This is a genomic window from Paraglaciecola sp. MB-3u-78 (assembly GCF_002835935.1).
Lineage (GTDB): Bacteria > Pseudomonadota > Gammaproteobacteria > Enterobacterales > Alteromonadaceae > Paraglaciecola.
In genome coordinates this window covers 132,197-159,042 of record NZ_PJCF01000002.1, presented here as the reverse complement: position 1 = coordinate 159,042, position 26,846 = coordinate 132,197, and the positions used below count along the sequence as shown (strand labels likewise).

Below are 26,846 nucleotides of genomic sequence, written 5' to 3'. Positions count from 1 at the left end.
CAGGTAATGGCACAAAGCGACGATTGCTTAAAAAGCCCTGACTGTCTCCTCTCTCAGTAAACAAGTCCTCTGGAATATGAAACGTTATTACTGCCCTATACAGCTAACTATTTTCACTTAGAGGAGCCATCATAACCAGTCCACTTCAGAATTCTCATTCCATAACGTTTACCATGGTTTTTAAAAGAATTTATTCTAGCTGCCGAGTGCTGCGATAACCATTTCTGATGCAAACCCAATAAACAATTTACTGCCTTGTTTGAATCCCTCAAAATTACCGACCAAATCTATATTTCAAACTAATTTCGGTATATACTATGCGCCGCATTTGAAAGCGATATATATAGAAAGCAAAAAGAGTATTGTCCTAAGTGGGACAATTTGAAAATTATTTAAAGGAAAAAAATGACTCCTATTACTAAAACTTTTCAGTATGGTCAGCATACTGTTACTCTCGAAACGGGCGTAATCGCTCGTCAAGCCACCGCAGCTGTAATGGCAAGTATGGATGATACTTGCGTATTGGTTTCTGTTGTTGGTAAAAAAGATACCAAGCCTGGTCAAGACTTCTTCCCATTGACGGTTAACTATCAAGAAAAAACTTATGCAGCTGGTAAAATTCCAGGTGGTTTTTTCAAACGTGAAGGCCGTCCTTCTGAATACGAAACACTGACTTCTCGTTTGATTGACCGTCCAATTCGTCCTTTATTCCCAAATGGGTTTATGAACGAAGTTCAAATTATCATCACCGTTGTTTCAGCTAACCCTGAAATCCCAACTGATATTATTTCTCTTATTGGTGCTTCTGCCGCTCTAGCTATTTCTGGTATGCCTTTTAATGGTCCTATTGGTGCTGCGCGCGTGGGTTACACTGACGAGCAATATGTATTAAATACTCGTACTTCTGAACTTGAAGCTAGCCAACTAGACCTAGTAGTTGCTGGTACTAAAAACGCAGTATTGATGGTTGAATCTGAAGCCGATATTTTATCTGAAGAAGTGATGCTTGGTGCTGTTATGTATGGTCACGAGCAATTACAAACGGTTATCGGTGCAGTAGCTGAATTTGCTGCTGAGGTGAATACTCCTTCGTGGAATTGGCAAGGCGCTCCAGAAAACACTGCGCTTAAAACTAAAGTAAAAGAATTAGCTGAAGCTGGCATGACAGAAGCCTACCAGATTTCTGACAAGATGGAGCGTAAAGACGCAATCAACGCTTTGACTAGTCAAACAGTTGAAACTATCGTTGCTGGCGATGCAGAACAAAACGCCAAAGAAGTATCTGAAATGATGCATACCCTTGAAAGTGACGTAGTACGTTCACGTATTCTTGCTGGTCAGCCTCGTATAGACGGTCGTGATCCTGCGATGATCCGTGCTCTTAACGTTGCCACTGGTTTGTTGCCACGAACTCACGGTTCTGCTTTGTTCACTCGTGGTGAAACTCAAGCAATCGTAGCTGCTACTCTAGGTACAGAGCGTGACGCACAGATGATTGACGGTCTTAATGGTAAAACAGACAGCCGCTTCATGTTGCATTACAACTTTCCTCCATACTGTGTGGGTGAGACTGGTTTTGTTGGTTCTCCTAAGCGTCGCGAAATCGGCCATGGTCGTCTAGCTAAACGTGGTATTCAAGCGGTTATGCCGTCTGAGCAAGATTTCCCGTATGTGGTACGTGTTGTTTCTGAAATCACTGAATCAAATGGTTCGTCTTCAATGGCGTCTGTTTGTGGTACGTCTTTAGCATTGATGGATGCAGGTGTACCGATTAAAGCTTCTGTTGCGGGTATCGCAATGGGCTTAGTGAAAGATGACGAAAATTTTGTTGTTCTATCTGACATATTGGGTGATGAAGATCACTTAGGTGACATGGACTTTAAAGTGGCTGGTACTACTAATGGTATCACTGCACTACAAATGGATATCAAAATCGAAGGTATCACCCAAGAAATCATGCAGGTTGCTTTGAAACAAGCTAAAGAAGCGCGTTTGCATATTCTAGGCGTGATGGACCAAGCGATTTCTGGTCACCGTGAAGAGATGTCTGAGTTCGCTCCGCGCATCTACAAGATGAAAGTTGATAAAGACAAAATCCGTGACGTAATTGGTAAAGGCGGCGCGATGATCCGTGCTATTACTGAAGCATCTGAATGTAATATCGAAATCGAAGATGACGGTACTGTTAAGATTTTTGCTACAGAACTAGCTAAAGCGCAAATTGCTATTGCTAAGATTGAGCAAGTGACTGCTGAAGTTGAGTCGGGTAAAACTTACTCTGGTAAAGTCACTCGTATCGTTGATTTTGGTGCATTTGTTGAAATCTTACCTGGCAAAGAAGGCCTAGTGCATATTTCACAAATCGCTCATGAACGTGTTAACAAGGTATCTGACTTCTTAGAAGAAGGCCAAGTGCTAGACGTTAAGGTTGTTGAAATTGACCGTCAGAACCGTATACGTTTAAGTATCAAAGATTTGACTGAAAAACCAGCTGCCCCAGAAGCACCCGCTGAAGGTAATGAATAAGTTATCTAATATGTATTAGATTAAGGGAGCTTCGGCTCCCTTTTTATGTTTTACGTAGTCAATGTTTCGCATCGGTAAGTGAAAATTATCTGATTGGATGGTCATCTGCGATAGGTTGAATTATTTATGTGAAAGACATTTTGGAAAGTTCATACAATTAAACTGCAGGTACTACTAGATTAATCAGGTGTGGGTAATGTCTAATCGAAAACATACACAGTTAGAAATATCCGCTAGCCTTATAAGCACTAGTACACATGAATGAACCATACTCTCTAAGTTAGCTGATTATTTGTTCTAAAATATGAGTGTCGTCAACTTTTACTTCTTGTCCATGGGTGATAGCCGTTTCCACACATAACATCGTGAGGTAACCATCATCTGCCATATCTCCCATACTAATAGACTTTTTTTGCCATGGGTTCCATACCACTATGCTGTCATGGCCTGTTGACCTTACATACGTTTTATTCTTGCCATCTGTAATAGTCAGGGCTTTTGGTTGCTCCAGATGTACTCTGTCTGTTTCTTCGCTAAATTGATATGGCTGGGGCGTATCGAACATTTGATAACCGCGAGTCTTATCTGAGTATTGTTTAGACAAACCTAACAATTCACATTGCTTGATATCAGAAATAGCAAAATAACTATGTAAAGCACAATTATAGGTTAAAGGGGCATCACCAAGGTTGGTGGTGCGCATTTGTATCTTCAACTGTTGTCCAACATGCACCGCTAAAGTAAGTTGTGCGTCGCCTTCAAATCCATCGCCTGCGCTAGTTTGTGGTTTTAGGGTGATGGATGTTCCAGTATCTGTTTCTTCAGAACTGAGGATTTGCCATGTTTGTGTTCGCACATAACCGTGAGCTGCTACCTTCGAATTGGATTGATGATCGCCAAACCAAGGCCAGCAAATAGGTATACCACCACGGATCGCTTTTTTACCGTCAAATAAAGCGTTTGGGCTAACCCACAAGCGTTCTGAGTCATCATGTTTTGGTTTGAAACTCAAAATATGCCCACCAAATAAAGATATTTCAGCACTGGCAAACCCATTATCAATATGTAGAATCTGAATGTTTTGTCGCGTTATGATAGTAGTTGAATCAGTGAGTAACATGTGAATTCTCCGTAGGGGATCAAAAAAGGCGACTTAGATAGACGCCTTTTTAACATAGTTGAGTGGCCAAATTAAATCTTTATTGACTGTTAATGGGTCAAAATCTCTATTTGCTGATATGAGCCACCAAATCTAATACTTTATTTGAGTAACCAATTTCATTGTCGTACCAAGCAACCAATTTCACAAATGTATCCGTTAATGCGATACCGGCAGTCGCATCAAAAATGGAAGTGCGAACATCACCAATAAAATCCTGTGAAACAACCGCATCTTCGGTGTAACCCAAAACACCTTTCATTTCACCTTCAGAAGCGGCTTTCATGGCGGCACAAATTTCTGCATATGTGGCTGGTTTTGCTAAATTTACGGTTAAATCTACAACTGAAACATCAGCCGTTGGCACGCGAAACGCCATTCCAGTTAACTTGCCATTAAGCTCAGGGATAACTTTACCTACTGCTTTAGCTGCACCAGTAGATGAAGGGATAATATTTTGAGAAGCACCACGACCACCACGCCAGTCTTTAGCCGAAGGGCCATCAACTGTTTTTTGTGTTGCGGTAGTGGCATGTACTGTTGTCATCAAGCCATCAACAATACCAAAATTATCGTTCAGCACTTTGGCTAAAGGGGCTAAGCAGTTAGTGGTACATGATGCATTGGATACGATATCTTGCCCCGCATACTCAGTATGGTTAACCCCCATAACAAACATAGGCGTTGCATCTTTAGAAGGGGCAGAAAGTACGACTTTTTTAGCGCCGGCTTCAATATGTTTACGTGCTGTTTCGTCAGTCAAAAATAAACCAGTAGCATCAACCACTACATCTGCACCGATCGCACCCCAAGCCAAATCTGCTGGATTGCGTTGCGAAGTCACTCGGATAGTTTTACCATTCACGACTAATTGGCCGTCTTTTACTTCAACAGTTCCGTTAAACTTACCATGTGTAGAATCATACTTAAGCATATACGCCATATAGTCAGCATCTAATAAGTCGTTAATACCGACTATTTCAATATCGTTTCGTTCAAATGCAGCACGGAGTACAAATCGACCGATTCGGCCAAAGCCATTGATACCTACTTTTATTGTCATCTTTAATCTCCTGAGCTTTTTTAAACTTATTGTTCAAATAAGGTTATTAAGAAAGATGATAACACCCTTCTGAAATTTAATTACAAAATTATGAACTAAATAGCTGAATAAGGCAAAATATTCACGTTAATATGTTATTAAATTACAAAATGGTCATTGCAAACGTATTCATTATCACTAAAGATAGGTTTTCGCTGATAATGGTTGAATACAAATAGCAACACACTATTGTTAGCCATTTCCTCTAATATTGGGGTAAATATGAAAGGTCAATGGGCCCTAGTTAAATTGCATAGGAATTAAATTTTAATGACGACTTCGTTACTTGAACAGTTGGTGGAATATCGTGGAATTGAATCTAACTATAACGATGCTTGGGGTCGCCCCACAACTATAGCGACTGCAACAAAAACTAAGTTGTTGTCAGCAATGGGTTATCAAGTTGATGTGCCGGATTTGTTGCTAAAACAAGTTCAGGAAAAAAGTAATAAGACCTGGTTATCTGTATTGAACCCTGTGCAAGTTTTACGTGCTGAAGAACATTTACAAATTGTAGTGCGCCTTCCTATTGAGCTAGTGACAGATGAATACGTAGCTAAGATTGAAACTGAGCTAGGCGAAATCTTACAGCATAGGTTTGTACCCATAGATGGTCAATTGGCAAATGTGGCGCATATCGAAGATATTGAATTTCAAGAATATCTCATCGATATTCCGATAAAATTACCCTTGGGATACCATTCTTTATCATTAGTGATAGACGACGATGAGCTGGGCAGTATGCGACTTATTACTGCGCCGACTTGTTGCTATAAACCTGAAGCATTGACACAAGGTCAAAAGGTCTGGGGACTAAGTGTCCAGCTTTATTGCTTGCGTAGTGATAAAAATTGGGGAGTAGGGGATTTTTCTGATTTATCTTTTTTAGTTGAAAAGTTGGCCAAACAAGGTGCTCAATTTGTGGGACTTAATCCCATACATGCGCTTTATCCGGCTAATGCCAGTGCTTGCAGTCCATACGGACCCTCTTCTCGACGTTGGTTAAACTTTATTTATATTGATGTGACTGCTCTGGACGGTTACCATCAATCCACTACTCAGACCATAGTGAATGACGCCGGTTTTCAACATAAATTACAACAGGTTAGAGCCACTGATTTAGTCGATTACGAGTCAGTTACTGAGTTAAAATTGCAAGCATTAGAATCGGTATTTGAGTATCAAAATAGCCAATATCTGTCTAAAAACACTAAATTGAACAAAGTATTTAAAGCCTTTGTCGCTGAAGGTGGCGATAGCTTACAGACTTTGGCCGTATACGATGCCTTGCAAGAAAGCCTGGCTACACAACAAAAACCTTCTTGGGGCTGGCCTGTTTTTCCAAATGAATTATCAGATTTTCACAACCCAGCGGTAAAAACCTTCACCAAAAAAAATGCCAAACGTGTGAAGTTCTTTTTATGGCTACAGTGGCATGCTGCGCTGCAGCTTGAGCAGGTGAATCAAGTCGCAACTGAAAATAACATGTTAATTGGCTTGTACCGTGATTTGGCGGTAGGAGTAAGTGAAGGCAGTGCAGAAATTTGGGGCAATAAAGAATTGTACTGCACTGAGGCAAGTGTTGGCGCACCACCGGATATCTTGGGTCCGTTAGGACAAACTTGGGGATTGCCTCCCATGGATCCAGAAAAACTCTACGAACAACAATATCAACCTATTATTGAATTATTTGATGCTAATATGCGGGCCACTGGTGCCCTGCGAATTGATCACGTAATGGCGTTATTGAGATTATGGTGGGTGGTAAAGGCCGATGATGCCAAAGACGGTGGTTATGTGTATTATCCGGTGGATGACCTTTTGGCTATTTTGGCATTAGAAAGTCATAGGCACCAAAGTTTAGTGATTGGTGAAGACTTAGGTACTGTACCAGATGAGATAAGGGCTAAATTAGCGGACAATGGTGTGTATTCTTATCGTGTGTTCTTTTTTGAACAGGCTGAAGACGATGGTTTTTTCTCACCTGCGCACTACCCTGAACAGTCTATGTCAACACTCACCACTCACGATATGCCTACCTTAACAGGTTATTGGCATTGCGATGATTTGGCCTTAGGTAAAGAATTAGGGTTGTATCCCACTGAAGAAATTTTAAGTACTCTGTATACAAGTAGACATGAAAATAAGCAGGCTATTCTCGATACTTTGCATGGGCATGATTCGGTTAATGACGAAGTGGGTCGTGATGTGCATAATGTGGCTATGAGCAAAGCGTTAAATTTTGGAATGCAGTTACATATGGCTGGAGGTTCTAGTGCGCTGCTCAGTTTACAATTAGAAGATTGGTTAGAAATGGATAAACCAGTTAATATCCCTGGTACGTTTAACGAATATCCCAATTGGCGACGCAAGTTATCACGAAATTTGCAGGACATTTTTAATGACAGTTCATTAAATGATCTTGCGGCTAATTTAACAGGGGCACGACGACACGCCTCGAAGTGAAATAGAAAGTGGCTCATATATTGTGTGAGTCACTCATACTAAGGCGAAACAATGCAACTCGAACAAGCACTAAAACAAGCTAAGTGTACTTTTCCATTTGCCCATTTGGGCGCTCAATTTGAGCCATCAAACTCTATTTTTACTGTCACAACTTGGCTACCCAACGCTGAAAAAGTCAAAGTCGTTGACTTAGCATCGGGTAAGTCGCTCGGTTCTTTAAAAAAAGTTGCTGGTAGTCATTTATTTCGAGGTGAGTTTAACGTTAAACAAGCACCGCAGTTTTACGCCTTCGAAGTAGCCAATAAACAAGGGCAATATCAGGTTGTTGACCCTTATCAGTTTCAAGAACAAGCTTATCACGCAGTACATTTTATCGATCACAGTGCGCAAAATGTCTATCAGCAACTAGGGGCACAACTTGTTAATTTAGATGTGGGATTAGATGCGCCCATTCAAGCAACCCGCTTTGCTGTGTTTGCACCTAATGCGAGTGCCGTTTCACTGATTGGAGAGTTTAATTATTGGGATGGCTCGTGTTTACCCATGCAAAAAACCGACTTTGGTTATTGGGTATTAGTTGTGCCGGGCATAGAGGCCGGGGCTAAATACAAATACCAAATTAAAGATGCTGCAGGTAATGAGTTACCCCACAAAGCAGATCCTGTTGGCTTTTATGCTGAGCAATATCCTTCTCATACCTCTGTAGTGTATGACCATGCACAATATCAATGGAAAGATAAAGCATGGCTTAAAAAGGCTAAAAATGACAAATACCATCAACCGATGAGTATTTATGAATTGCACTTGGCATCATGGAAACGACCAGCGACTGATTCTGGAGAAACCTACCTGAGTTATCGAGAACTAGCAGAGCAATTAATACCCTATATTAAAGACATGGGTTATACCCACATTGAGATGTTACCTGTTTCTGAGTTCCCTTTTGATGGCTCTTGGGGCTATCAGCCGGTGGGATTGTTTGCACCTAGTAGTCGGTTTGGTACGCCTGATGATTTCAAGTATTTTGTTGACCAATGCCACCAAAATAACATTGGCGTGATCATCGATTGGGTACCTGCCCATTTTCCTGAAGACGGCCACGGCTTAGCAAGATTTGATGGCACCCATGTTTACGAGTATGAGGATCCACGCAAAGGTTGGCATCCTGATTGGAATTCGTGCATTTACGACTTTGGTAAGGATACTGTGCGTCAGTTTTTGGTGGCCAATGCGTTGTTTTGGGTAGATAAATACCATATTGATGGACTACGTGTTGATGCTGTGGCATCCATGTTGTATTTGGATTATTCTCGAGACGAGGGTGAATGGATCCCCAATGTTGATGGCGGCAATCACAATTACGAAGCCATTAGTTTTCTGCAATGGATGAATACAGAAGTATACGAAAAATTTCCCCATGCAATGACTATCGCCGAGGAGTCTACCTCGTTTCCTAAGGTATCGCGCCCCGTGTCTGAAGGTGGTTTGGGCTTTGGTTTTAAATGGAATATGGGTTGGATGCATGACTCGTTGCATTATATTGCTAAAGACCCGTCATATCGACGTTATCATCACAATGAAATTACATTCTCCATGGTGTATGCATTTGATGAGAATTTTGTGTTACCTATTTCTCATGATGAGGTGGTGCATGGTAAAGGCTCATTGCTGCGCAAGATGCCAGGAGACGAGTGGCAACAAGCGGCTAACCTACGTGCTTATGCTGGATTTATGTATGCGCACCCGGGTAAAAAGCTTAACTTTATGGGTAATGAGATTGGCCAAGCCGCAGAATGGAATCATGATAGCTCGGTTAATTGGCATTTACTTGAGTTTGAAAAGCATCAAGGTATTCAAAACTTGTATCGTGACTTAAATAAGGCGTATAGCAAATATCCAGCGCTATATGAATTAGATCATAGCCATGAAGGCTTCGAGTGGATTGACCATGGTAATGCGGATCAAAGTATTTTGTCTGTATTGCGCAAGTCCACTGATGCAAAACAGAAGATTTACGTGCTGATTAATTTCACGCCTGTGCCATACGAAAACTTTAAGTTGGGGGTGCAAGATGAAGGCGCGTATCAGCTGATTTTAAACTCAGATGCTAAAAAATATTGGGGGGGCGCTTACAAAACTAAAAAAAATATGCAGGCAGTCTCAGAGCCTTGGAACGACCAGCCTTATTCTGTTAATGTTAATCTGCCTCCTTTAGCATGTTTATTTATTATATTTAAGGGCGAGTAATGTCCAACTTTTATGTTTCAGATGGGCAACCTCATCCTTTGGGTGCCACCATGGGGCAGGGGGGATGTAATTTTGCGGTGCATTGCCCTAGTGCCGATGGGGTTGAGCTCTGTTTGTTTGATAAAAACACAGAAGAACAGTTGGCGGCAATTGTTATGCCTGCAAAAACGGGCAAAATTTGGCACTGCCAGCTTGATGATATTCAGGCTGGGCAATTGTATGGATACCGAGTGATTGGCGAAAATCATGCCCATATGGGGCTGAAATTCGATCATCAGAAGTTACTCATCGACCCCTACGCAAAAGCATTGAATAGGCCCGCTGTGTGGAATAAAACGCAGTATAAAGGTGATAGCCAGTTTATGATCCCCAAGGGCATAGTGCAAAACGCTAAGGCTAACCTACAACAAAGTTCAAAACCCCAGACGCCACTTGATCAAACTGTTATTTACGAAGCTCACGTTAAAGGATTAACTCAGCTGCATCCTGATGTACCTGACCAATATAAAGGTAAATTTTTGGGCGTGTGCCAGCCTGCGATTGTGGATCATTTAAAATCATTAGGCATTACCGCTATCCAGTTAATGCCAGTGGCGGCATTTATGCCAGAACCCTATATCACCAATAAAGGCCTGACAAATTATTGGGGTTACAATCCGATTAATTATTTTTGTCCCGAACCTAGATATGTAGTAGATGATGGTATAGCTGAATTTAAAACTATGATCAACACTCTGCATGACGCGGGTATTGAAGTGATTTTGGACGTGGTTTATAACCACACTGCAGAGGGAGGCATTGACGGCCAGCTCTTGTCATTTAAAGGGTTTGATAATTCCTCATGTTATTTATTTGATCAGAACGAATATGGGGCTGTTGATTACAATAAATATGTGAATAATTCAGGCTGCGGAAATAGTGTGAATACGGCTTTTCCTTATGTACTCAAAATGGTCATGGATGCACTACGTTATTGGACCACAGAAATGGGTGTGGATGGATTTCGTTTTGACTTAGCAGCTAGTTTAGGTCGCGACCCTTATGAGTTTTCTACCTCTTCTGGTTTTTTCCGTACTATTCGTCAAGATCCCATGTTGCTCAATACCAAGCTAATTGCTGAACCATGGGACATAGGTCATGGTGGTTATCGACTAGGACAATTTCCATCCAATTGGCTAGAGTGCAATGATAAATATCGTGATACAGTGCGAGCATATTGGCGAGGCGATAAAGGTCTTGTCAGCGATTTTGCTACGCGTTTATTAGGCTCTCGTGATGTGTTTCCTAAAGAGGATCGTTCTATTCTCACTTCAGTCAACAACATCAGTTATCACGACGGTTTTACCTTGCACGATCTGGTGAGTTACGCCGATAGGCATAACGAAGCGAATGGCGAACAAAACCGAGATGGCCACGGGCATAATTTGTCGGCTAACTACGGTATCGAAGGCCCAACCACAGATGCTAAAATACTCGCCATGCGCGAACGGCAAAAACGTAACCTGTTTACCACCTTGATGTTGTCCCAAGGCGTTCCGCATATGCTTGGCGGAGACGAACTCAGTCGTACCCAACAAGGTAACAACAACGCCTATTGCCAAGACAATGAAATCAGCTGGCTTGATTGGACATTAAATCAAGCTAAACAAGATTTTTTAACCTTTTGTCAGCAAGCAATCGCTCTGCGTAAGAGTAGTGAAATTCTCAACCACCTTAATTTAAAAGATGACAACTATTCGTTGGGCCACAATGTTGAAAAAATCAATTGGTATCGACCAGACGGCGAACGCAAACTAGAAGACGATTGGCAAAATCATGAGAATCAATCCTTTGCTGTAGAGCTTTGCGGACCCCATAGCGAAGGCCAATCACACCACGAACATTGGTTATTAGTATTTAATGCCAGCGAGCACGACGTACGCTTTCATTTACCCAATTTAGGTGCTAATACAGCTTGGCAAATCATGCTGGATACCAGGTATGCGAGGTGGTCTGAACAACCTAATGTACTCATTCGAGAAGTGCATATGCAGGCATTTAGCAGTATTTGTGTATGTAAGTGCACCGTTGAGGACTGATTTGGAAGATGAGTAATTTGCAAGAACATGGTGAATATGTAGTGGGCCGTTCCCAACAAACAATCATGTTTTCTGCTAGAGGTCCGTGGAACGATGAAACCTTGGTGAATGGATCCAAGGAAATGGGCCAAAACATCAGACAATTAAATTTGTCGGAACCTTGGGGTGGTTATTAGTTGTTTATTTGGCGAGGGCCTCATGGCACCCTCTGCTTATAAACTCTTCGTGAAACATACCCTCATTCGGAAATCTATGGGGATGTGGTGTCTGGCTGTAGTGATCCCAGACTCTGATATAACCAACACTTGTTTGTTCGACCTCGTCACAATTAGGTAGCAGTTTTCACACTTGATTATAATAAAGGTCAAGCTCATCTAAGATTTCCTCAGGTATAAAGTGATAAAAATCGGCAGTACATGTAAAAATCACATAAAAGACGATAAATTATAGTTAATTACTTATTTTTTTGTGAAAGTTAATTTCATGATTCTATTCAATAAATAGAGTTTTTGAGGCTATTTTTACGATTCTTCAAAACCAATGCACTTTTCCTCTCATTATTATTTACAATTGGTAATTAATTACCTAAAAACAGCTGTTTTGTGCCCTTTTATTAATTAAACTGTAATTTTTCAACAATTTGGTTCTTTTGGTTTCCTTGATTAGAATGCCCGCAAATTTGATATGATTCTCGGGAATTGGACATTAATTATGAATCAACAGTTAGAGCAGGAACTATTAGGTAGTTGGCAGGAAAGGCAAGAATTCGCTGAGCAAATGCAACCTATTCTCGGTAAGTTGTATCGAAACAGAGCGATTGAAATATCAGTTTATGGCCGTCCTTTATTAGGTGCTAGCGCAATCGATATTATTAAGGCTCACCGCACGGTAAGACTTAAAGAAAAGCAAAAGTTGCGTCTTCGAGAAAGTTGGCCAATGCTTGAAGCGTTAAATAAAATGGAACTTGCACCTGCTCATATTGATTTGGGCAAATTAGCGTACGGTTATCATTATGATCCGGCCTACGCAGATGTAGCGATTGAAGACTATTTGTCTGACCAGTTGAAAGATATTGTGAATGTTAAAGATGATCAAAATCCCCAAGATGTGGTGTTGTATGGGTTTGGTAGAATAGGCCGATTGTTAGCGAGGTTACTTATTGAAAGGCAAGGCACTAACAATAAGTTACGATTAAAAGCGATTGTTGTTCGCGGTGGCAAAGAAGGTGACTTAGAAAAACGTGCGAGTTTATTGCGTCGTGATTCAGTACATGGACCTTTTAATGGCAGTATTACTATCGATATAGAAAAAAATGCGATTAAAGCTAACGGCTCTTATATTCAAGTTATCTATGCTAACAGCCCTACTGAGGTAGATTACAACAAATATGGGATAGATCAGGCTATAGTAGTCGACAACACCGGTATGTGGCGTGACGAAGAAGGGCTAGGCCAGCATTTACAATCCAAGGGTGTCAAAAAAGTATTGTTAACGGCACCAGGAAAAGGCGCGATCAAAAATATTGTATACGGAGTAAATGACAAAGACATATTGTCGTCAGATACCATCTTGTCTGCAGCCAGTTGTACCACTAACGCCATCACTCCAGTGCTAAAAGCATTAGATGAAAAATATGTGATTGAAAGTGGGCATGTTGAGACTGTGCATTCGTATACTAATGATCAAAACCTGATTGATAATTTTCATAAAGGTGATCGCCGTGGACGCAGTGCTCCTTTAAATATGGTCATTACAGAAACAGGTGCCGCTACAGCCGTTGCTAAGGCGTATCCTCAATTAGAGGGTAAATTAACCGGTAGCTCTATCCGTGTGCCCACACCCAATGTATCTCTGGCGATATTGAACTTACATCTTGGTGAAGCAACCGATAAAGCGGCTATCAATGAATATTTACGAGATATTGCTTTATTTTCGCCGTTGCAACATCAAATTAATTTCACCGCATCAAAGGAAATTGTCTCGACGGACTTAGTGGGCACTCGTGCACCTTCGGTTGTCGATTCTCAAGCAACAATAGTCGCTGGCAATAGAGCCACTTTATATGTGTGGTATGACAATGAATTTGGTTATAGTTGTCAGGTGATGAAGGTATTGCAACATATGTCTGGCTTGGTTTACCCAACCTTGCCTGAGTCTTTGCCTACCAAATGATTGTCATGTGACAATGAATTGAAAATAAATGCAATAAAACCCCGCTTCGGCGGGTTTTTGTTAGAAGGGAACAAGAGATCGCATTTTTGAATAGAATTAACCACAAACATAAACGGATAAACTGGCATATTTGGCTCAGAGATTTAGCTGTTATATGTGCCATTATTTTTGCAGTGAATGCTTGGCAATCACGTAATATGCTCGATGTGGATAGTAGTGTCGTAGTCGACACTCAGCTACTGGTGGCACTTGATGGGCAAACTAGTCATTTAATCAAGCCTGACAAACCTACGCTGATTTATTTTTTGCGCCTTGGTGTCAAGTCTGCTCCCTAAGTATCGGCAACCTAGAGTATCTCGACCCAGAAAAACTCAATATTGTAAGAGTTGCACTAGATTATTCAAACATAGAAGCAGTCCAAAATTTTGCTAATCAACACAATATAACAAGTCAGATTTTATTAGGACATGAAGGACTAAAACAGCAATTTAAAATTCAAGGTTATCCCACTTACTATATTTTGGACGATCAGCAAAAAATACTGGCTAAGTCTTACGGTTACTCAACTGCATTGGGATTAAAACTAAAGCAGATTTTTTCGGGATAAACGTCTATCTGTCGTCCTTTTTTACAATGACTGTGATAAATTACTGTTGTCAAATTTCCATGGGACCAAAATGTGAGAATCAGCAGCAATTTTGATAGCGGTAATATCCAAGTTATCCGCGCAGAAGATCCATTAAATATTCAACTAAGTATTCGTACCGATAACCAATCAGAGTTTTATCAGTGGTTTCATTTTAAGCTTGAAACCCAAGCTTTTATTTCTCATCAGATAACCATAAACGATCTTAAAAAGTCGGCTTATCCCGGGGGATGGCAGAATTATCAGGCCGTGGCGTCTTATGACAGACAAGAGTGGTTTCGGGTCGATTGTGAATTTGATGGTGATACATTAACCATTGCGCATACGCCAGAATTTGAACATATCTATTACGCCTATTTTGCTCCATATAGTTACGAGCGGCATTTGGACCTGCTGAGCTGGGCGCAACAATCACCTGATTGTCGCCAAGAATGTTTAGGAGAAACTCTAGATGGACGAGATATGTCTTTGCTGGTGGTGGGTCAACCGGAAAAAGGCAAAAAAGTGATTTGGGTGACAGCCCGTCAACACCCCGGCGAAACCATGGCCGAGTGGCTTATTGAAGGTTTTTTAGAGCGTTTGTTGGACCAAGATGATGGATTATCACGTTTTCTGTTAGACAGCGCCGTGTTCTATATTGTGCCTAATATGAATCCCGATGGTTCAGTCCGCGGTCATTTACGTACCAACGCCAAAGGTGTCAACTTAAACCGTGAATGGCAATCTCCTAGCATGGAAAATAGCCCAGAAGTATTTTTGGTTAAACAAAAAATGCAATCTGTGGGTGTCGACATGTTTTTAGATGTGCACGGTGATGAAGCCTTACCCTATAACTTTGTAGCGGGTTGTGAGGGTAATCCAAATTATGATGAGCGTTTAAAAAACCTTGAAGAGTCGTTTAAAGCAGCCTTATTGATTGCTACTCCGGAATTTCAAGATGTGCACGGCTATGACAAAGATGAGCCGGGAAAGGCTAACTTAACGGTTGCGGCTAATGCTATTGGGCATGAATTCAATTGTTTATCTTATACCTTAGAAATGCCATTTAAAGACAATATTGATTTACCCGACACGGCTTATGGTTGGTCACCGGCTCGCTGCAAGCAACTTGGTGAAGATGTATTGATTGCCATGCGCTCAGTAGTTGATATTCTTCGCTAGAAAAATATTTTATAAAATAATAATAGTAATAAAAATACAATAATAATTAAGGGGAAAACCGTTGGAAGCTTTTCATAATTTACTTAAATCGATGGATGGCATGTTGGGGGGCGCTTGGTGGTTCCCTTACGTGTTATTGGGTACAGGTCTGTTTTTTACTATCTACTTAAAATTTCCCCAAGTGCGTTATTTCAAACACGCTTGGAAAGTAGTCACAGGTAAATATGATAAGGCTGACGCCCCTGGCGATACCACACATTTTAGAGCGCTAACGACTGCTCTTTCGGGGACAGTTGGTACGGGTAATATTGGTGGTGTTGCATTTGCGTTGTTTTTAGGTGGCCCTGCAGCTTTGTTTTGGATGTGGGCAACGGCATTTTTCGGCATGACAACTAAGTTTGTTGAAGTGACCCTGTCACACAAATATCGTGACAAAACGCCAGACGGCACTATGGCTGGTGGCCCCATGTATTACATGGACAAACGTTTGAACATGAAATGGTTAGCCGTAGCCTTTGCTATTGCCACTGTTATCAGTTCTTTTGGTACCGGTAACCTTCCGCAAAGTAATAGTATTGCTACTAGTATTGAAGCCACCTTTGGTTTTGATCCATTAATAGTTGGCAGTGTGCTAGGCATACTTTTGGCTCTGGTTATTTTAGGCGGTATCACGCGTATTGCTGCTGTTACTTCAAAGATAGTGCCAATTATGGCCTTAATTTATATTATTGGTGCCTTTACCGTCATTTTTGCTAACTTGGAAAACGTTGGACCCGCTTTTGTTTCTGTGTTTTCAGATGTGTTTACTGGCTCAGCTGCTACGGGGGGATTTTTAGGTGCAACTATCGCTTATGCCTTTAACCGAGGTGTCAACCGAGGTCTATTTTCCAATGAAGCTGGACAGGGTTCTGCACCCATAGCTCACGCTGCTGCAAAAACTGATGAGCCAGTAGCCGAGGGCATGGTGTCTATTCTTGAGCCGTTTATCGATACTATTATTATTTGTACGATAACGGGGTTGGTTATCCTTTCTTCTGGTGTTTGGAAAGATAAACACCTTAACACCTTCGATCGTACCGATATGTACATATTGGCGGGCAATTATGAGGAATCTGATCCAGCAGATAAACAAACTCTTTATGCTTATATCAATGGTATAGAAGGCCATGGTGTCACTGAATTCAATGGTGAGATACAAGTTGTTAATGGTAAGGCTGTGAGTCAAGGTTTTACGATTTTTAATGCCCGTTCATTTGCGGATAATGTGGTTTTCTCCCTAGGTGATCCAGAAGACAATTATACGGGTACATTAAAGGTAGTTGATGGCAACCTGCTCAAAGATAATATCAACGTAACAGGTGAGTCGTTAATTCACTCTGCTAGTTTAACTGCTTTGGCTTTCACTAAAGGTTTCTTAGGTGAATCTGGTAAATATATTGTGTCAGTGGGATTGTTATTGTTTGCGTTTTCTACTGCTATTGCATGGTCCTATTATGGTGATAGAGCCATGACATATTTGTTAGGGCCGCGTTCAGTCATGCCTTACCGAGTGGTGTATGTGGCAGGGTTTGTATGGGCTGCAGTCTCGGATACCACACTTGTGTGGACACTCTCTGCGGTGGCTATAGTGGTGATGACCTTACCTAACTTGTTTGGTATTTTCTTATTGCGCAAAGAAATGAAAGAATCGGTTGCTGAGTATTGGGTCAAGTTTAATAAAGAGCATAAATAGTTTTTTAAGGTTATTTGAAGCGCGGCTAGTTGTCGCGCTTTTCTGTTTTAACTCGAATTCTGTTTATGTAAGTTTGGAGAAAAAGGTATGGCATTAATAGATTGCCCTTCTTGTAGTAAAAAAATATCGGATAAAGCACAAACCTGTCAGCATTGTGATTTTAAGCTAGGTACTGCCAACGCTGAAGACATCGCACGCAAGCAAAACCTAAATAAGTATCTGAAAAGTCAGAATATCCAAATGCAATCCATGATAGCGATGTTGTTATTTGTGTCGGGTTTTGGTTTTATGTATTGGGGAGGGGCTACACCCGATGGGTTGCAATATAATATTGCTATAGGCCTTTCGGTTCTTGGCTTTGTTTGGTACATAGTTAATCGTGTTCGGTTAATAATATTAAAAAGGTCTGATTAAACAATGGATAATACTGCGTTATTAACTTCGATGACTGAGCCTGTTTATGAAAAATTGCTGCAAGCAGTAGAAACAGGTAAATGGTTGGATGGTTCGCCATTGACTGAACAGCAACGGGACACTTCTATGCAAGCTGTGATGTATTATCAGGCTAAAGTCCTTAAGTCCGATCAACACATGACAATTGGCCCTGATGGTGAAATTGTGCATCGAAGTCGCGAATCTCTACAGCAAGAACTCAAACAAAATTCTAATAACATTCAAACAATAGCGCGGTTTAAACAGGATGATCTTTAAGCACCTTTTTCGTTCCAAACATCAAAATCCTGATCCTCAGGTACGCCTTCAAGCAATAGAAAATCTGAATAAACAAGATCCACAGCATAAAACAGTGTTGCACGAACTGGCTTTTAATGACTCCGATGTGGGTGTCAGTCTGGCTGCCTTAAATAAGCTTGATAGTTTTGTGCTTTGGTACAAAATGTCAGAGATTGCCACAAACGATAGAGTCCAGAAAAAATCCCAACAGTTTGTTGAAAACATCTTGTTAGATGGGCAAAACGAAGCGTTAACAGAGCAAGAAAAACGCAATTTTATTCTTGAAACCCGTGACATAGGTTTAATCGAAAAGTTACTTGGGCAGCAATGGATACAACAAGACACTGAACTTGCTATGAAGTTACTGCAAAAAGCAGAAAAGCCGCAACTGCAAGAAAAGTTATTGTTTAATACTCAAAATGAAGGCCTGCAAACTGCAATATTGCACACCCTAACCGATGGTGTACAGTCCCGTAAGTTACTCATTAAAATACAGAAAAAGACATCTTCCATTGTCTTAAAAGAATTCGCCAATGAAACACTTCAAGGTTGGTTGACGGCAGAGCAAGCGCCGCTTGAAGTTGAACAGCAAGTGAAAATGGTATTGTCTCGTATGCTTGCTTTAAAAGATCGCAACGATTTATTACTCATTCAACGGCAGCAAACGGGGCTAACTCAGCAGTACACCCAAATAGCTGAACGCTTTGATTGTTTGTCAGAGTTAAAACGTGCTGAAATTGAACAAAAACATGCAGACATCACCACCCGGGTTGAACGCACTGTTGCATTGTTAATACCCCAGTGGCAAGCACAGCAAGATGAGTTGGAATTAAGTCAACGCATGCATACACTGTTGGTTGAAGTTGAGCAAAGCTTAGCTGAACTGTCTAAACAACTGACAACACGGATCAGTGAAATTAGTCCATCTGAAGTGGAAACCTTTGTTCAAAAAGTGAATGCATACATTGAGAAGCTACAAGAACTAACGAGTCAGATACCAGCTTCTAATCAAGTGGCTCACAGATGTTTAGAACAACTAAACAATCAATTATTGTCTAGCTTAAATACCTTAACGCACCTTCCGCAGTTTCAACAAGCTATTAAGTTGGGGATGGACTTGTTAGAAACGTTTGCAGCTTTGTCATTACCAGATGATGCCAGCCAAATTGAAGCCGCAGAAGAATACCTGAGAGAACAAAGACAAGAATGGCGGAATACAGTTGCTAGCTATCAGGCACATATTCCTGTTAGCTTGACCCAGCAGTGGAATGAACGTTTTAAACTGTGGCAACAGGCAATAAAAGCCTTAAAAAACCAATTGGATGGCGAAGTTTCTCGTTGTAGAAATAAATTAAGAGCCATTGAAAGCCTAATTAACCAAGGTAAGTTTAAAGTGGCAATGGTGTTGTATCAAAAGGTACAAAACTGGTTCAATGTTTTACCTGAGAAACAACAAGGGCAACTTGAGCGGACCTTCAGTTCGGTTAAAGAGCAAATTGAAAACTTAAAAGACTGGCAAGATTACATTGCCGCTCCTCGCAAACCAGCGCTTCTAAATGAAGTGCAGGCTTTAATCGAGCATCCCTTAGATATTGATGCTCAGTCTTCAGCTATTAAATCTTTTCGTTATCAATGGAATAGCTTAGGCAAAACAGATACCGAGTCTGACCAAGCGTTAAATGAAGCCTTTGAAAGCGCGATTGAAAAAGCCTTTGCGCCATGCCGTGAGTTTTATGATAAACAGCAACAGCAACGTGAGCAAAACATGTTGGCTAAACAACAAGTTTTGGCGGAGATTAAAGCCTTAGGTGAGAACGATGGCGGCGTTGCCGAACTGACTAAAAGCTTAAGAAGTGTGCAGCAAAAATGGAAGAACATCGGTGAGGTCGACTTTAAGCAGCGCAACGCCTTGTACGATAATTATCAACAGCTACTAAACCCACTCAGAAATAAAGTGTCGGCTTTCTATCAAGACAACGCTGAGCAAAAGCAGGCATTGTTAATCAAAGCTGAGAAGCTGTTAGAGCTTGAGCCGGTGAATGAAGCCATAGAGCAAGCGAAGAAACTGCAACAGACTTGGAAAACCATCGAACATGCAGGCAAAAAGGCCGAAGCTGAATTATGGCCTGCTTTTAGAAAGGTGAATGACAGTATATTCGCCAAAAAAGCTGAGGCGAATCAACAAGAAAAATCACAACTTAAAGAGCAAGTAGCGTTAGTCAAAGGGCAAGTTACCCAGCTTGAAACATTGCTCGGTAGTGCGGGTGATAAGGCCGGTGTGCAAAGTGCTTTACAGGATAAACACACTGTTATTGATACGATAGCCACTTTGCCGATGCCTGAACGTCGGGTGTTGGAACAGCGTGTCCAAACCCTTGTTGAGCAGCAACAGCTAAAATTAACAGAGTTGGTTAAATCTGCTAAAGGCCAAGCATATCAAGATTTGTTTAGTGCATTAAAAATGTGGCAAACGGATAGCGAAATACCAGAAGGGGTGGCGACGTTAAGCAAGCAGTGGCAACAATGTTTTCGTGAGCTGAGTGAGAATACTGATCGACATGATTTAACCATTAAAATGGAAATAGTGGCACAACAGGACTCACCTCCAAAAGATGCTAAAAAACGGCAATCCATTCAAATGCAATTGATGGCTCAGAAGTTACAGTCCGGAGAGAGTCTAGATATGTTGTCATTGCTCAAAGATTGGATTAGAGCAGGCTCCTTAAGTAAAAGTGACATCACTTTACTTAAGCGAGTTGAACCTTTGTTTGTGGGTTGATATATGGAAAATACACCCACATTAATACGACTGAATAAATTTATCAGCGATTCAGGTTTTAGCTCTAGGCGTGAAGCTGATAAATTAATTGAACAACAAAGAGTCAGAATAAACGACAGTATCCCCGAATTAGGCACTAAAGTGGCGCCAAGTGATGTGGTGACAGTGGATGGTCAACTTATTCAAGCCAGTGCCACCAATAAAGCTGACCGCGTGTATATTGCGTATCACAAGCCTGAGGGGATTACTTGTACCACTGAGTTACATATCAAAGGTAATATTGTGGATGCTATCGGTCATAAACAAAGAATTTTCCCTATAGGCCGCTTAGATAAACCCTCTGAAGGTTTGATATTTTTGACCAGTGACGGCGATATCGTCAACAAAATTCTACGGGCTGAAAATGCCCATGATAAAGAATATGTGGTGACGGTTAACCGGCCTTTAACAGAGCATTTCATTCAAAAAATGGCCAACGGTATTCCTATCTTAGATACAGTGACCAAACCTTGCCAGGTGACCATGCAAAGCAAAATGGTGTTTCGCATTGTTTTGACTCAAGGGTTAAATCGGCAAATTCGCCGGATGTGTGAATATTTGGGGTATGAAGTGGTGAAGCTTAAACGTACTCGAATTATGTCTGTGCGGTTGGCGGGGTTGAAGGTTGGCCAGTGGCGGGATTTGACTGTTGAGGAAATGGCTGAGATAAATGGGGCAGTGGAGGGGTCTAGTAAAACGGCGGTTTAGTTTTCTTTATTTGACAAGTATGCGCTGCTCTTATTTCCATCCCGCGCGGTGTCCTCATGGCTTTTTTTGACGCAGCGCCCTAATTTTTAGCCGCACTCTTTAGCCATATTTTTAACCGTACTCACAAGTTTCTGTAAAATCTAACGTATTTGACGTCGATCATATTCTCCTAAATATTTCGAACTGCTATTAAACTCAGAGTCTGGAATGTTGAGTGCTCATAAATTTTGGGCCTCCTCGATTAATTTGGCATAACATTTCATTGGAATGTTCATTTTATCTTGCAACCATTCACTTTTAGTCATTAGTTCGGCTTTATTTATCAAGGGCATGGCGCCTTTAAATGCGAGTATTATGATATTTCCACTTTCGACTTTGAAACTCAGTACTTGGTTTTCAAATTCGAGTTGGAGTAATTCATTTAGCTCTGCTGATGAGTTCATTACCGAATTCCAGATATTGAGTACGAGGATACCCTGTTTGTTGAGTGCATTTTTACAATCACGCAAGTAGGATGATTCGACCTGTTTGGGCTCCATTCCTTGTGAGTTGTATAGGTCTGAAAAGATAATGTCGCTTTTTATCTTGGTTTTTTTTATATAGTTAGCTGCATCGTCTATATGAATGAAGAGGCGCTCAGTGTCGGGTAAGTAAAAATATTCTTTGGAAACTTTAGCAACAGCTTCGCGGTATTCAATTGCGTGCATATTCAACTCAGAGAAACTACTGAGCAGCTTCTTAACCATTGAGCCGGCACCAAGTCCCATGATGGTTGCTGTGTTTACCCGTGGGATAAAAAGTAAAGCTGCCATCATGGCTTGGGTGTAACCGAGATGTAATCCATTAATGTCATTGAGTTTCATGCTACTTTGATAAATTTTTCCATCAAAGCTAAGGATCCGGCAGGTCCTATTTTGGTAAACATATATTGGGCCGTGTTCATCTATCGTTGATGAGATACAGGTTCCCTTGATATCCATTTTATTTTAATTCCTTCAAGTAAGTACATCTAAGGGGGAGTGCACCATAACAGTAGAAAATGCCCAGGTGGGAGATTATTATGGTTAATTTTAGTTTAATTCATCGCTTATCATTAGTGTCCAAGTTATTTTCTCGGCTCAATTCTAATTATTATTCCACTTGTATTTATATTCAGTAATATGCTCATACCTGTATAGATGCAAAATTACGGGTAATTAACGTATTTCCCCTATGGATAGTTTCTATTTTTTGAAAAATCCTATGTGTTGTAATAACTTCCCCTCTATGTCTAAAATAGGGTTAAATATATATACGGTAAAAGCTCGTGTTTAAGTACGGGCTTTTGCGTGTTAGTGATATTTATTATGTTTTTAAAGGAGTTAAAGAAATGCAGAGTATGATTGCAAAATATTATCTCAACGAGTCAAAAGCCGAAATTAAAGTCTATTTGGTGTTGATGCCAATATTAATGCTTTTGTTTGGTGTAGGTCTCGGCCTGATTATTGGTGCGGCAGGTGATCAATCTCCAATCGTATTGGCTTCATTATTACTCTGGATAGTGGCAATCCCTTTAACACTTATTGGTTATTCAGTTCATAAAGTCTTCAAAAAAATTGATGTTATTTAAGTTGTCAAAACATAAAAACCAAATCATCCGAAAACCACTCACTAGCTGCGCTAAAGCATTCGTGTTTTCCGGCGCTTTGGGCGTTATGACTCATTCGAAGTAAGTCGGATATTAAAAACAAAAAAAGGAAATATTAATATGTTAAAAAATTAGGCATAGTTACACTAGTTCTTTTAGGTGTTTCAGGTTGATAAACGTACTCAGTTAATCGCTATGCTGTATCTGTTGATAACATCTCATCTTTGAAGAATATGGCTGGCTCTAATATAAATGTTGGAGAATTTAACTCTGCCGGAGAAAGCAAAACTAGTATTATGTGCCGAGGCGTTGTCCACATATTATTAAACACTCTGAAAATGGCTTTACCTACGGTACTGGTTTGAATTATCAAATAACAGAAGCATTTACTTTGTTTATTGATTATCAGGTATTGCCTGAACTGAGCATTGGCATTGATGATTCGTCTAGTTGGAAAAGCACTAATCTAGGCGTAACCTACACTTTTTAGCGTACATTAAATATAATAAGGCGCCTAAGCGGAAAAACTACAGTTGGCTCGCGCTCGTGTCTCGCACATTTAACCAAATTGTATTTTCCACTTAGCTTGGAGTTAATATTAACTCAAAAGGTATGTCTCAGTGAAACATAGTCCAAATATACTATTCATATCTCATGGTGGTGGGCCAATGACACTGCTTGGCGATGAAGGTCACAAAGAGATGGTGAATTGTCTACAAGACATTGCTACTAAAATAATTAAGCCATCGGCTATCATTGTGGTTAGTGCACATTGGGAGGAAACCTTACCGACTATTACTTCCGGCGATAAGCCAAGTTTAATTTACGATTATTACGGATTTCCACAAGAATCGTACGAAATTGAATACCCTTGTGTTGGGGATCCTCAGCTAGCGGAGCAGATTTATAACCTGCTCGAAAGCGCAGGAATTGACGCTAATCTCAATGAGCAACGGGGTTTCGATCATGGCCTTTTTGTGCCATTAAAAATAATGTACCCAAATGCGGATATTCCATGCGTTCAGCTGTCCCTTGTTAACAGTCTTGATCCCGATTAGCACTTAAGTATAGGGCAGGTGCTTCAAAATTTGGATTATAAAGATTTACTTGTAATTGGTTTGGGATTTTCATTTCATAACATGAAGGCTTTTTTTGAATCAGATGCCAACGAGTCTAAAGTAAAGAATGAAGCGTTTGAGGCTTGGCTTTTGGAGACATGTTCTAATTCAGGTTTCAGTGAAAAGGAAAAGAGGGCGAGGTTCTCTCAATCGGCTAAAGCGCCTTCTGCCCGTTATTGTCATCCCAGAGAAGAGCATTTGTTACCATTTCACGTCTGTTATGGAATTGCTCAACGAAGTTGTTCTGAGTGTTTTGAATTGAAGATACTAAACAAGAAGTCGAGCATGTATCTTTGGTCAACCAAATGCTAACCATGCGTTGCACCTGACAAACCGGTAAAAGTGGTGTTGTAACTCAAAATAGCGTTTTGACATCTCTGTTAAAATTTTCGTGAGCGCCAAAAGTGATTAACTCAAGAACTAATGCTCCATCTTCATAACTGTAGCCTAGTAGCGTTAGTTGTTTTGCCATTTTGAATTTGTAGACTCTCATGAAAGAAAGATTACCTTTCTTTTGCTCTCCTAGTTTAGGGTTTCCCATTAATTCACGGATCGTAATAGTCGCTTTTTTAAATCTATAGAGGTCTGTAATACTTGGATGCTATTAGCCAAATTCGTAAACCTCTAATTTACCCGCTTCTTTTTCTGCTTTTGCAATAATGGCTTGTTTTACAAATTCATATGGTAGATCTGGATTATCTTCCATCATTTCACCAATTTTGGCCAATGTTCAATTTGTTTTGGTGTTTTACGGTTAAGGGCTTTGGCCATAATTGTAGCTTTTTCAACTAAGTCTTGGTCTAACCTAATGCTTACTATTGTCATAAGTTGCTACAGATGTGGCAACAATGTTGACACCTAAGGTTGTTGTGATATGGTTTAAACATTGTTAGAACAAAAGGGTTTGTGATGGAAATTTGTATTCGAAAAATTGGTAATTCTAAAGGGGCTGTATTCCCTGCGCCTTTGATTAAAGAATTGGGGGTTGATTCAGGTGAGATATTGCAGGCTAACGTTGTTGATGGCCGCTTGGTCATAGAGAAGATGAATAAACCTGAATATTCACTCGATGAGCTTTTAGTTAAGTGTGAGCCTAGCGCTATGGCTTTGGATGAAGATGCTATTCAGTGGTTGAACTCTGCGCCTGTTGGGAAAGAATTAATATAATGACTAAACATTATATTCCAAAACGAGGCGATATTGTTTTCACTGATTTCGACCCGTCAGCGGGGCATGAACAAGCACATAGACGGCCTGCGTTAGTGCTATCACCCGAACCGTTCAATAAGCAAATTCACCTTGCTCTAGTCGCGCCCATCACATCTGCTATAAGAGGCCATGGTTTTGAAGTGACATTGGGTAAAAGTACCAAGACCCAAGGAGTTGTATTGTGTCAACAAGTCAAAACGATTGATTACGACAGTCGTGGGATCACGTTCATTGAAAAAGCTCCACAAGAAGTGATCGATGATGCGCTTGCCCGTGTTCGCGTATTAGTTAGTTGATAAATAGAAACCTAACTTCAGCCCTGTTACCAAAGTGCTTTATAGGCCTAAATTTGCCTGACGTACCTTTAAACTCGCTACTTTAAGGGCTCTTTCACCCTATTGAGAATATTGCTCTATTCACGTAAAATATCGGTTACCGATTATATTCAGCGATTTATATTTTTATATCTTATTAACAGGAAAAACACCCTATGCCTAAAGCGAGTGCACGTCATATTTTGGTCGAGACTGAAGAGAAATGTTCAGAGTTGAAGCAAGACATTATAAATGGTGCGAGTTTCGAGGATGTTGCCAAACAATCTCAATGCCCTTCTGGTGCTCAGGGCGGAGATTTAGGCAATTTTGGTCAAGGACAGATGGTGCCTGAATTTGATCAAGTTGTTTTTAATGAAGCTTTAAATGTCGTTCATGGCCCGATAAAAACGCAATTTGGTTATCACTTATTAGAAATCACCGAACGCTCAGAGTAAGGTCACTAGAGCCTTAACACTTAAGAATCAGAGTTAAAGTTAACTCTGATTTTATCCATCCTTTATCACTCTTTTTCACTCACATTCTTTTTACAATAACCTTCTCAATTTACAACAAGGCCGTTAATGCAACGCACTGGGATCGATACTTCAAACTTGGTGACTCAGTTTTATTCAGATCTAAGCTTTAAAGAGAGAGTCGCTGAGATTATAAATCCACGCTAGTCTTACATACAGCTATCTAAATGGACACACATCATAAATCTGCGGATAAAAGCCTCACTTCAATCCCCTAACGTAACGAATTCCTCACTTAAAAACCAATTGAGCAGAATATACCCAATCACTTTAAGCTTGTTTATTAGGCTTCGATTGGATACTTTGTGTGTCTAGATTAAGTTGTAGCAGGCTATTTACAGAGACATGTTTTTTTAAGGAGTGATGGATCACATAATTAAGCTAAGTGTAGTTTTACTTCAATCCAGTTATTGTGCAATAAGATATTGAATGTGAGAAGTGAGTATAAGAAGAACTACACAAATGGAAAGAAGTACGGAATGACCATTGATTTACTTT

Annotated in this window: 22 protein-coding genes and 2 pseudogenes; 19 read left to right on the top strand and 5 right to left on the bottom strand. The window is 40.5% G+C overall.

The annotated features are described in order from the left end of the window. Window positions 1–405: 405 nt before the first annotated feature. Complete coding sequence (gene pnp, locus CXF95_RS02495) at window positions 406–2,526, top strand: polyribonucleotide nucleotidyltransferase (protein WP_101197242.1); 2,121 nt, start codon at window positions 406–408, stop codon at window positions 2,524–2,526. Window positions 2,527–2,806: 280 nt separating this feature from the next. Here the strand turns inward: pnp and CXF95_RS02490 are convergent, their stop codons facing one another. Further along, a complete protein-coding gene (locus tag CXF95_RS02490; RefSeq protein ID WP_101197241.1) occupies window positions 2,807–3,646 on the bottom strand; it encodes a D-hexose-6-phosphate mutarotase in 840 nt (279 codons plus the stop codon). A 106-nt stretch (window positions 3,647–3,752) separates the two neighbouring features. Further along, window positions 3,753–4,748, bottom strand: coding sequence for a type I glyceraldehyde-3-phosphate dehydrogenase (gap, locus tag CXF95_RS02485; RefSeq protein WP_101197240.1), 996 nt, complete (start codon window positions 4,746–4,748; stop codon window positions 3,753–3,755). 309 nt (window positions 4,749–5,057) lie between these two features. On the opposite strand from gap, the gene malQ reads away from it, so the two are divergent. The 12 genes and pseudogenes from malQ to rluF all read left to right on the top strand — a co-directional run. After that, window positions 5,058–7,253, top strand: coding sequence for a 4-alpha-glucanotransferase (gene malQ / locus CXF95_RS02480; protein WP_101197239.1), 2,196 nt, complete (start codon window positions 5,058–5,060; stop codon window positions 7,251–7,253). A 51-nt stretch (window positions 7,254–7,304) separates the two neighbouring features. Next, a complete protein-coding gene (gene glgB / locus CXF95_RS02475; RefSeq protein ID WP_101197238.1) occupies window positions 7,305–9,500 on the top strand; it encodes a 1,4-alpha-glucan branching protein GlgB in 2,196 nt (731 codons plus the stop codon). Beyond that, entirely contained in the window at window positions 9,500–11,578 is a 2,079-nt protein-coding gene (gene glgX / locus CXF95_RS02470) for a glycogen debranching protein GlgX (RefSeq protein ID WP_101197237.1), read from the top strand. Before glgB ends, glgX begins: the two co-directional genes overlap by 1 nt. An 8-nt stretch (window positions 11,579–11,586) precedes the next feature. Beyond that, window positions 11,587–11,754, top strand: a complete 168-nt coding sequence (locus tag CXF95_RS30295) for a hypothetical protein (protein WP_232787603.1) — start codon at window positions 11,587–11,589, stop codon at window positions 11,752–11,754. 535 nt (window positions 11,755–12,289) lie between these two features. Continuing rightward, window positions 12,290–13,750 carry a glyceraldehyde-3-phosphate dehydrogenase gene (locus CXF95_RS02460; RefSeq protein WP_101197236.1) on the top strand — a complete coding sequence of 487 codons (1,461 nt, stop codon included), beginning with the start codon at window positions 12,290–12,292 and terminating at the stop codon, window positions 13,748–13,750. Window positions 13,751–13,836: 86 nt separating this feature from the next. Further along, window positions 13,837–14,085, top strand: a complete 249-nt coding sequence (locus tag CXF95_RS30290; RefSeq protein WP_232787602.1) for a hypothetical protein — start codon at window positions 13,837–13,839, stop codon at window positions 14,083–14,085. Between the two features lie 344 nt (window positions 14,086–14,429). Continuing rightward, on the top strand, window positions 14,430–15,557 hold the full coding sequence (locus CXF95_RS02450) for a M14-type cytosolic carboxypeptidase (protein WP_101197235.1): 1,128 nt from the start codon (window positions 14,430–14,432) through the stop codon (window positions 15,555–15,557). 61 nt (window positions 15,558–15,618) lie between these two features. After that, the gene (locus CXF95_RS02445) at window positions 15,619–17,289 is read left to right on the top strand and encodes a sodium:alanine symporter family protein (protein ID WP_101197234.1); all 1,671 of its coding nucleotides are present in this window, start codon (window positions 15,619–15,621) and stop codon (window positions 17,287–17,289) included. Window positions 17,290–17,376: 87 nt separating this feature from the next. Continuing rightward, window positions 17,377–17,703: a hypothetical protein gene (locus CXF95_RS02440; protein WP_101197233.1), complete on the top strand. Its 327-nt coding sequence runs from the start codon at window positions 17,377–17,379 to the stop codon at window positions 17,701–17,703. 3 nt (window positions 17,704–17,706) lie between these two features. Then, window positions 17,707–18,000, top strand: a complete 294-nt coding sequence (locus tag CXF95_RS02435) for a YeaC family protein (protein WP_101197232.1) — start codon at window positions 17,707–17,709, stop codon at window positions 17,998–18,000. Further along, window positions 17,990–20,800, top strand: a complete 2,811-nt coding sequence (locus CXF95_RS02430; RefSeq protein ID WP_101197231.1) for a DUF349 domain-containing protein — start codon at window positions 17,990–17,992, stop codon at window positions 20,798–20,800. The genes CXF95_RS02435 and CXF95_RS02430 overlap by 11 nt, the downstream gene beginning before the upstream one ends. A gap of 3 nt (window positions 20,801–20,803) precedes the next feature. Next, window positions 20,804–21,544: pseudogene (gene rluF, locus CXF95_RS02425) on the top strand (23S rRNA pseudouridine(2604) synthase RluF); the annotation flags it as partial. Window positions 21,545–21,765: 221 nt separating this feature from the next. Here the strand turns inward: rluF and CXF95_RS02420 are convergent. Beyond that, a complete protein-coding gene (locus CXF95_RS02420; RefSeq protein ID WP_101197229.1) occupies window positions 21,766–22,527 on the bottom strand; it encodes a spermidine synthase in 762 nt (253 codons plus the stop codon). 389 nt (window positions 22,528–22,916) lie between these two features. Between CXF95_RS02420 and CXF95_RS02415 the strand changes: the two genes are divergently transcribed. From CXF95_RS02415 to CXF95_RS31315, 3 genes are all read left to right on the top strand, one after another. Continuing rightward, window positions 22,917–23,156: a hypothetical protein gene (locus CXF95_RS02415; protein WP_101197228.1), complete on the top strand. Its 240-nt coding sequence runs from the start codon at window positions 22,917–22,919 to the stop codon at window positions 23,154–23,156. Window positions 23,157–23,472: 316 nt separating this feature from the next. After that, window positions 23,473–23,664 (top strand): autotransporter outer membrane beta-barrel domain-containing protein, encoded by a 192-nt coding sequence (locus CXF95_RS29450; RefSeq protein WP_157828047.1) that lies wholly within the window; start codon window positions 23,473–23,475, stop codon window positions 23,662–23,664. A 130-nt stretch (window positions 23,665–23,794) separates the two neighbouring features. Then, on the top strand, window positions 23,795–24,232 hold the full coding sequence (locus CXF95_RS31315) for a class III extradiol ring-cleavage dioxygenase (protein ID WP_369809269.1): 438 nt from the start codon (window positions 23,795–23,797) through the stop codon (window positions 24,230–24,232). Window positions 24,233–24,647: 415 nt separating this feature from the next. On the opposite strand, the gene CXF95_RS02405 is transcribed toward CXF95_RS31315, so the two are convergent. Together CXF95_RS02405 and CXF95_RS02400 are read right to left on the bottom strand one after the other, a co-directional pair. Continuing rightward, complete coding sequence (locus tag CXF95_RS02405) at window positions 24,648–24,845, bottom strand: type II toxin-antitoxin system RelE/ParE family toxin (protein ID WP_255418882.1); 198 nt, start codon at window positions 24,843–24,845, stop codon at window positions 24,648–24,650. Window positions 24,846–24,896: 51 nt separating this feature from the next. After that, a pseudogene (locus CXF95_RS02400) lies at window positions 24,897–25,117 on the bottom strand (hypothetical protein). Between the two features lie 84 nt (window positions 25,118–25,201). On the opposite strand from CXF95_RS02400, the gene CXF95_RS02395 reads away from it, so the two are divergent. The 3 genes from CXF95_RS02395 to CXF95_RS02385 all read left to right on the top strand — a co-directional run bounded on the left by CXF95_RS02395 (window position 25,202) and on the right by CXF95_RS02385 (window position 26,270). Continuing rightward, window positions 25,202–25,459 carry an AbrB family transcriptional regulator gene (locus CXF95_RS02395; protein WP_101197226.1) on the top strand — a complete coding sequence of 86 codons (258 nt, stop codon included), beginning with the start codon at window positions 25,202–25,204 and terminating at the stop codon, window positions 25,457–25,459. Further along, the gene (locus CXF95_RS02390) at window positions 25,459–25,797 is read left to right on the top strand and encodes a type II toxin-antitoxin system PemK/MazF family toxin (RefSeq protein ID WP_101197225.1); all 339 of its coding nucleotides are present in this window, start codon (window positions 25,459–25,461) and stop codon (window positions 25,795–25,797) included. Before CXF95_RS02395 ends, CXF95_RS02390 begins: the two co-directional genes overlap by 1 nt. Before the next feature lie 194 nt (window positions 25,798–25,991). Continuing rightward, on the top strand, window positions 25,992–26,270 hold the full coding sequence (locus CXF95_RS02385) for a peptidylprolyl isomerase (protein WP_101197224.1): 279 nt from the start codon (window positions 25,992–25,994) through the stop codon (window positions 26,268–26,270). The last annotated feature ends 576 nt before the right edge of the window (window positions 26,271–26,846 follow it).

Excerpts from the sequence above, each read along its gene's own strand:
- CXF95_RS02385 (WP_101197224.1), top strand. The coding sequence starts at position 25,992 with ATGCCTAAAGCGAGTGCACGTCATATTTTGGTCGAGACTGAAGAGAAA.
- CXF95_RS02490 (WP_101197241.1), bottom strand. The coding sequence starts at position 3,646 with ATGTTACTCACTGATTCAACTACTATCATAACGCGACAAAACATTCAG.
- CXF95_RS02435 (WP_101197232.1), top strand. The coding sequence starts at position 17,707 with ATGGATAATACTGCGTTATTAACTTCGATGACTGAGCCTGTTTATGAA.
- CXF95_RS02395 (WP_101197226.1), top strand. The coding sequence starts at position 25,202 with ATGGAAATTTGTATTCGAAAAATTGGTAATTCTAAAGGGGCTGTATTC.
- CXF95_RS02440 (WP_101197233.1), top strand. The coding sequence starts at position 17,377 with ATGGCATTAATAGATTGCCCTTCTTGTAGTAAAAAAATATCGGATAAA.
- glgB (WP_101197238.1), top strand. The coding sequence starts at position 7,305 with ATGCAACTCGAACAAGCACTAAAACAAGCTAAGTGTACTTTTCCATTT.
- CXF95_RS02415 (WP_101197228.1), top strand. The coding sequence starts at position 22,917 with ATGCAGAGTATGATTGCAAAATATTATCTCAACGAGTCAAAAGCCGAA.
- CXF95_RS02390 (WP_101197225.1), top strand. The coding sequence starts at position 25,459 with ATGACTAAACATTATATTCCAAAACGAGGCGATATTGTTTTCACTGAT.
- CXF95_RS30295 (WP_232787603.1), top strand. The coding sequence starts at position 11,587 with ATGAGTAATTTGCAAGAACATGGTGAATATGTAGTGGGCCGTTCCCAA.
- pnp (WP_101197242.1), top strand. The coding sequence starts at position 406 with ATGACTCCTATTACTAAAACTTTTCAGTATGGTCAGCATACTGTTACT.
- CXF95_RS02430 (WP_101197231.1), top strand. The coding sequence starts at position 17,990 with ATGATCTTTAAGCACCTTTTTCGTTCCAAACATCAAAATCCTGATCCT.
- CXF95_RS02460 (WP_101197236.1), top strand. The coding sequence starts at position 12,290 with ATGAATCAACAGTTAGAGCAGGAACTATTAGGTAGTTGGCAGGAAAGG.
- malQ (WP_101197239.1), top strand. The coding sequence starts at position 5,058 with ATGACGACTTCGTTACTTGAACAGTTGGTGGAATATCGTGGAATTGAA.
- CXF95_RS02420 (WP_101197229.1), bottom strand. The coding sequence starts at position 22,527 with ATGGATATCAAGGGAACCTGTATCTCATCAACGATAGATGAACACGGC.
- gap (WP_101197240.1), bottom strand. The coding sequence starts at position 4,748 with ATGACAATAAAAGTAGGTATCAATGGCTTTGGCCGAATCGGTCGATTT.
- glgX (WP_101197237.1), top strand. The coding sequence starts at position 9,500 with ATGTCCAACTTTTATGTTTCAGATGGGCAACCTCATCCTTTGGGTGCC.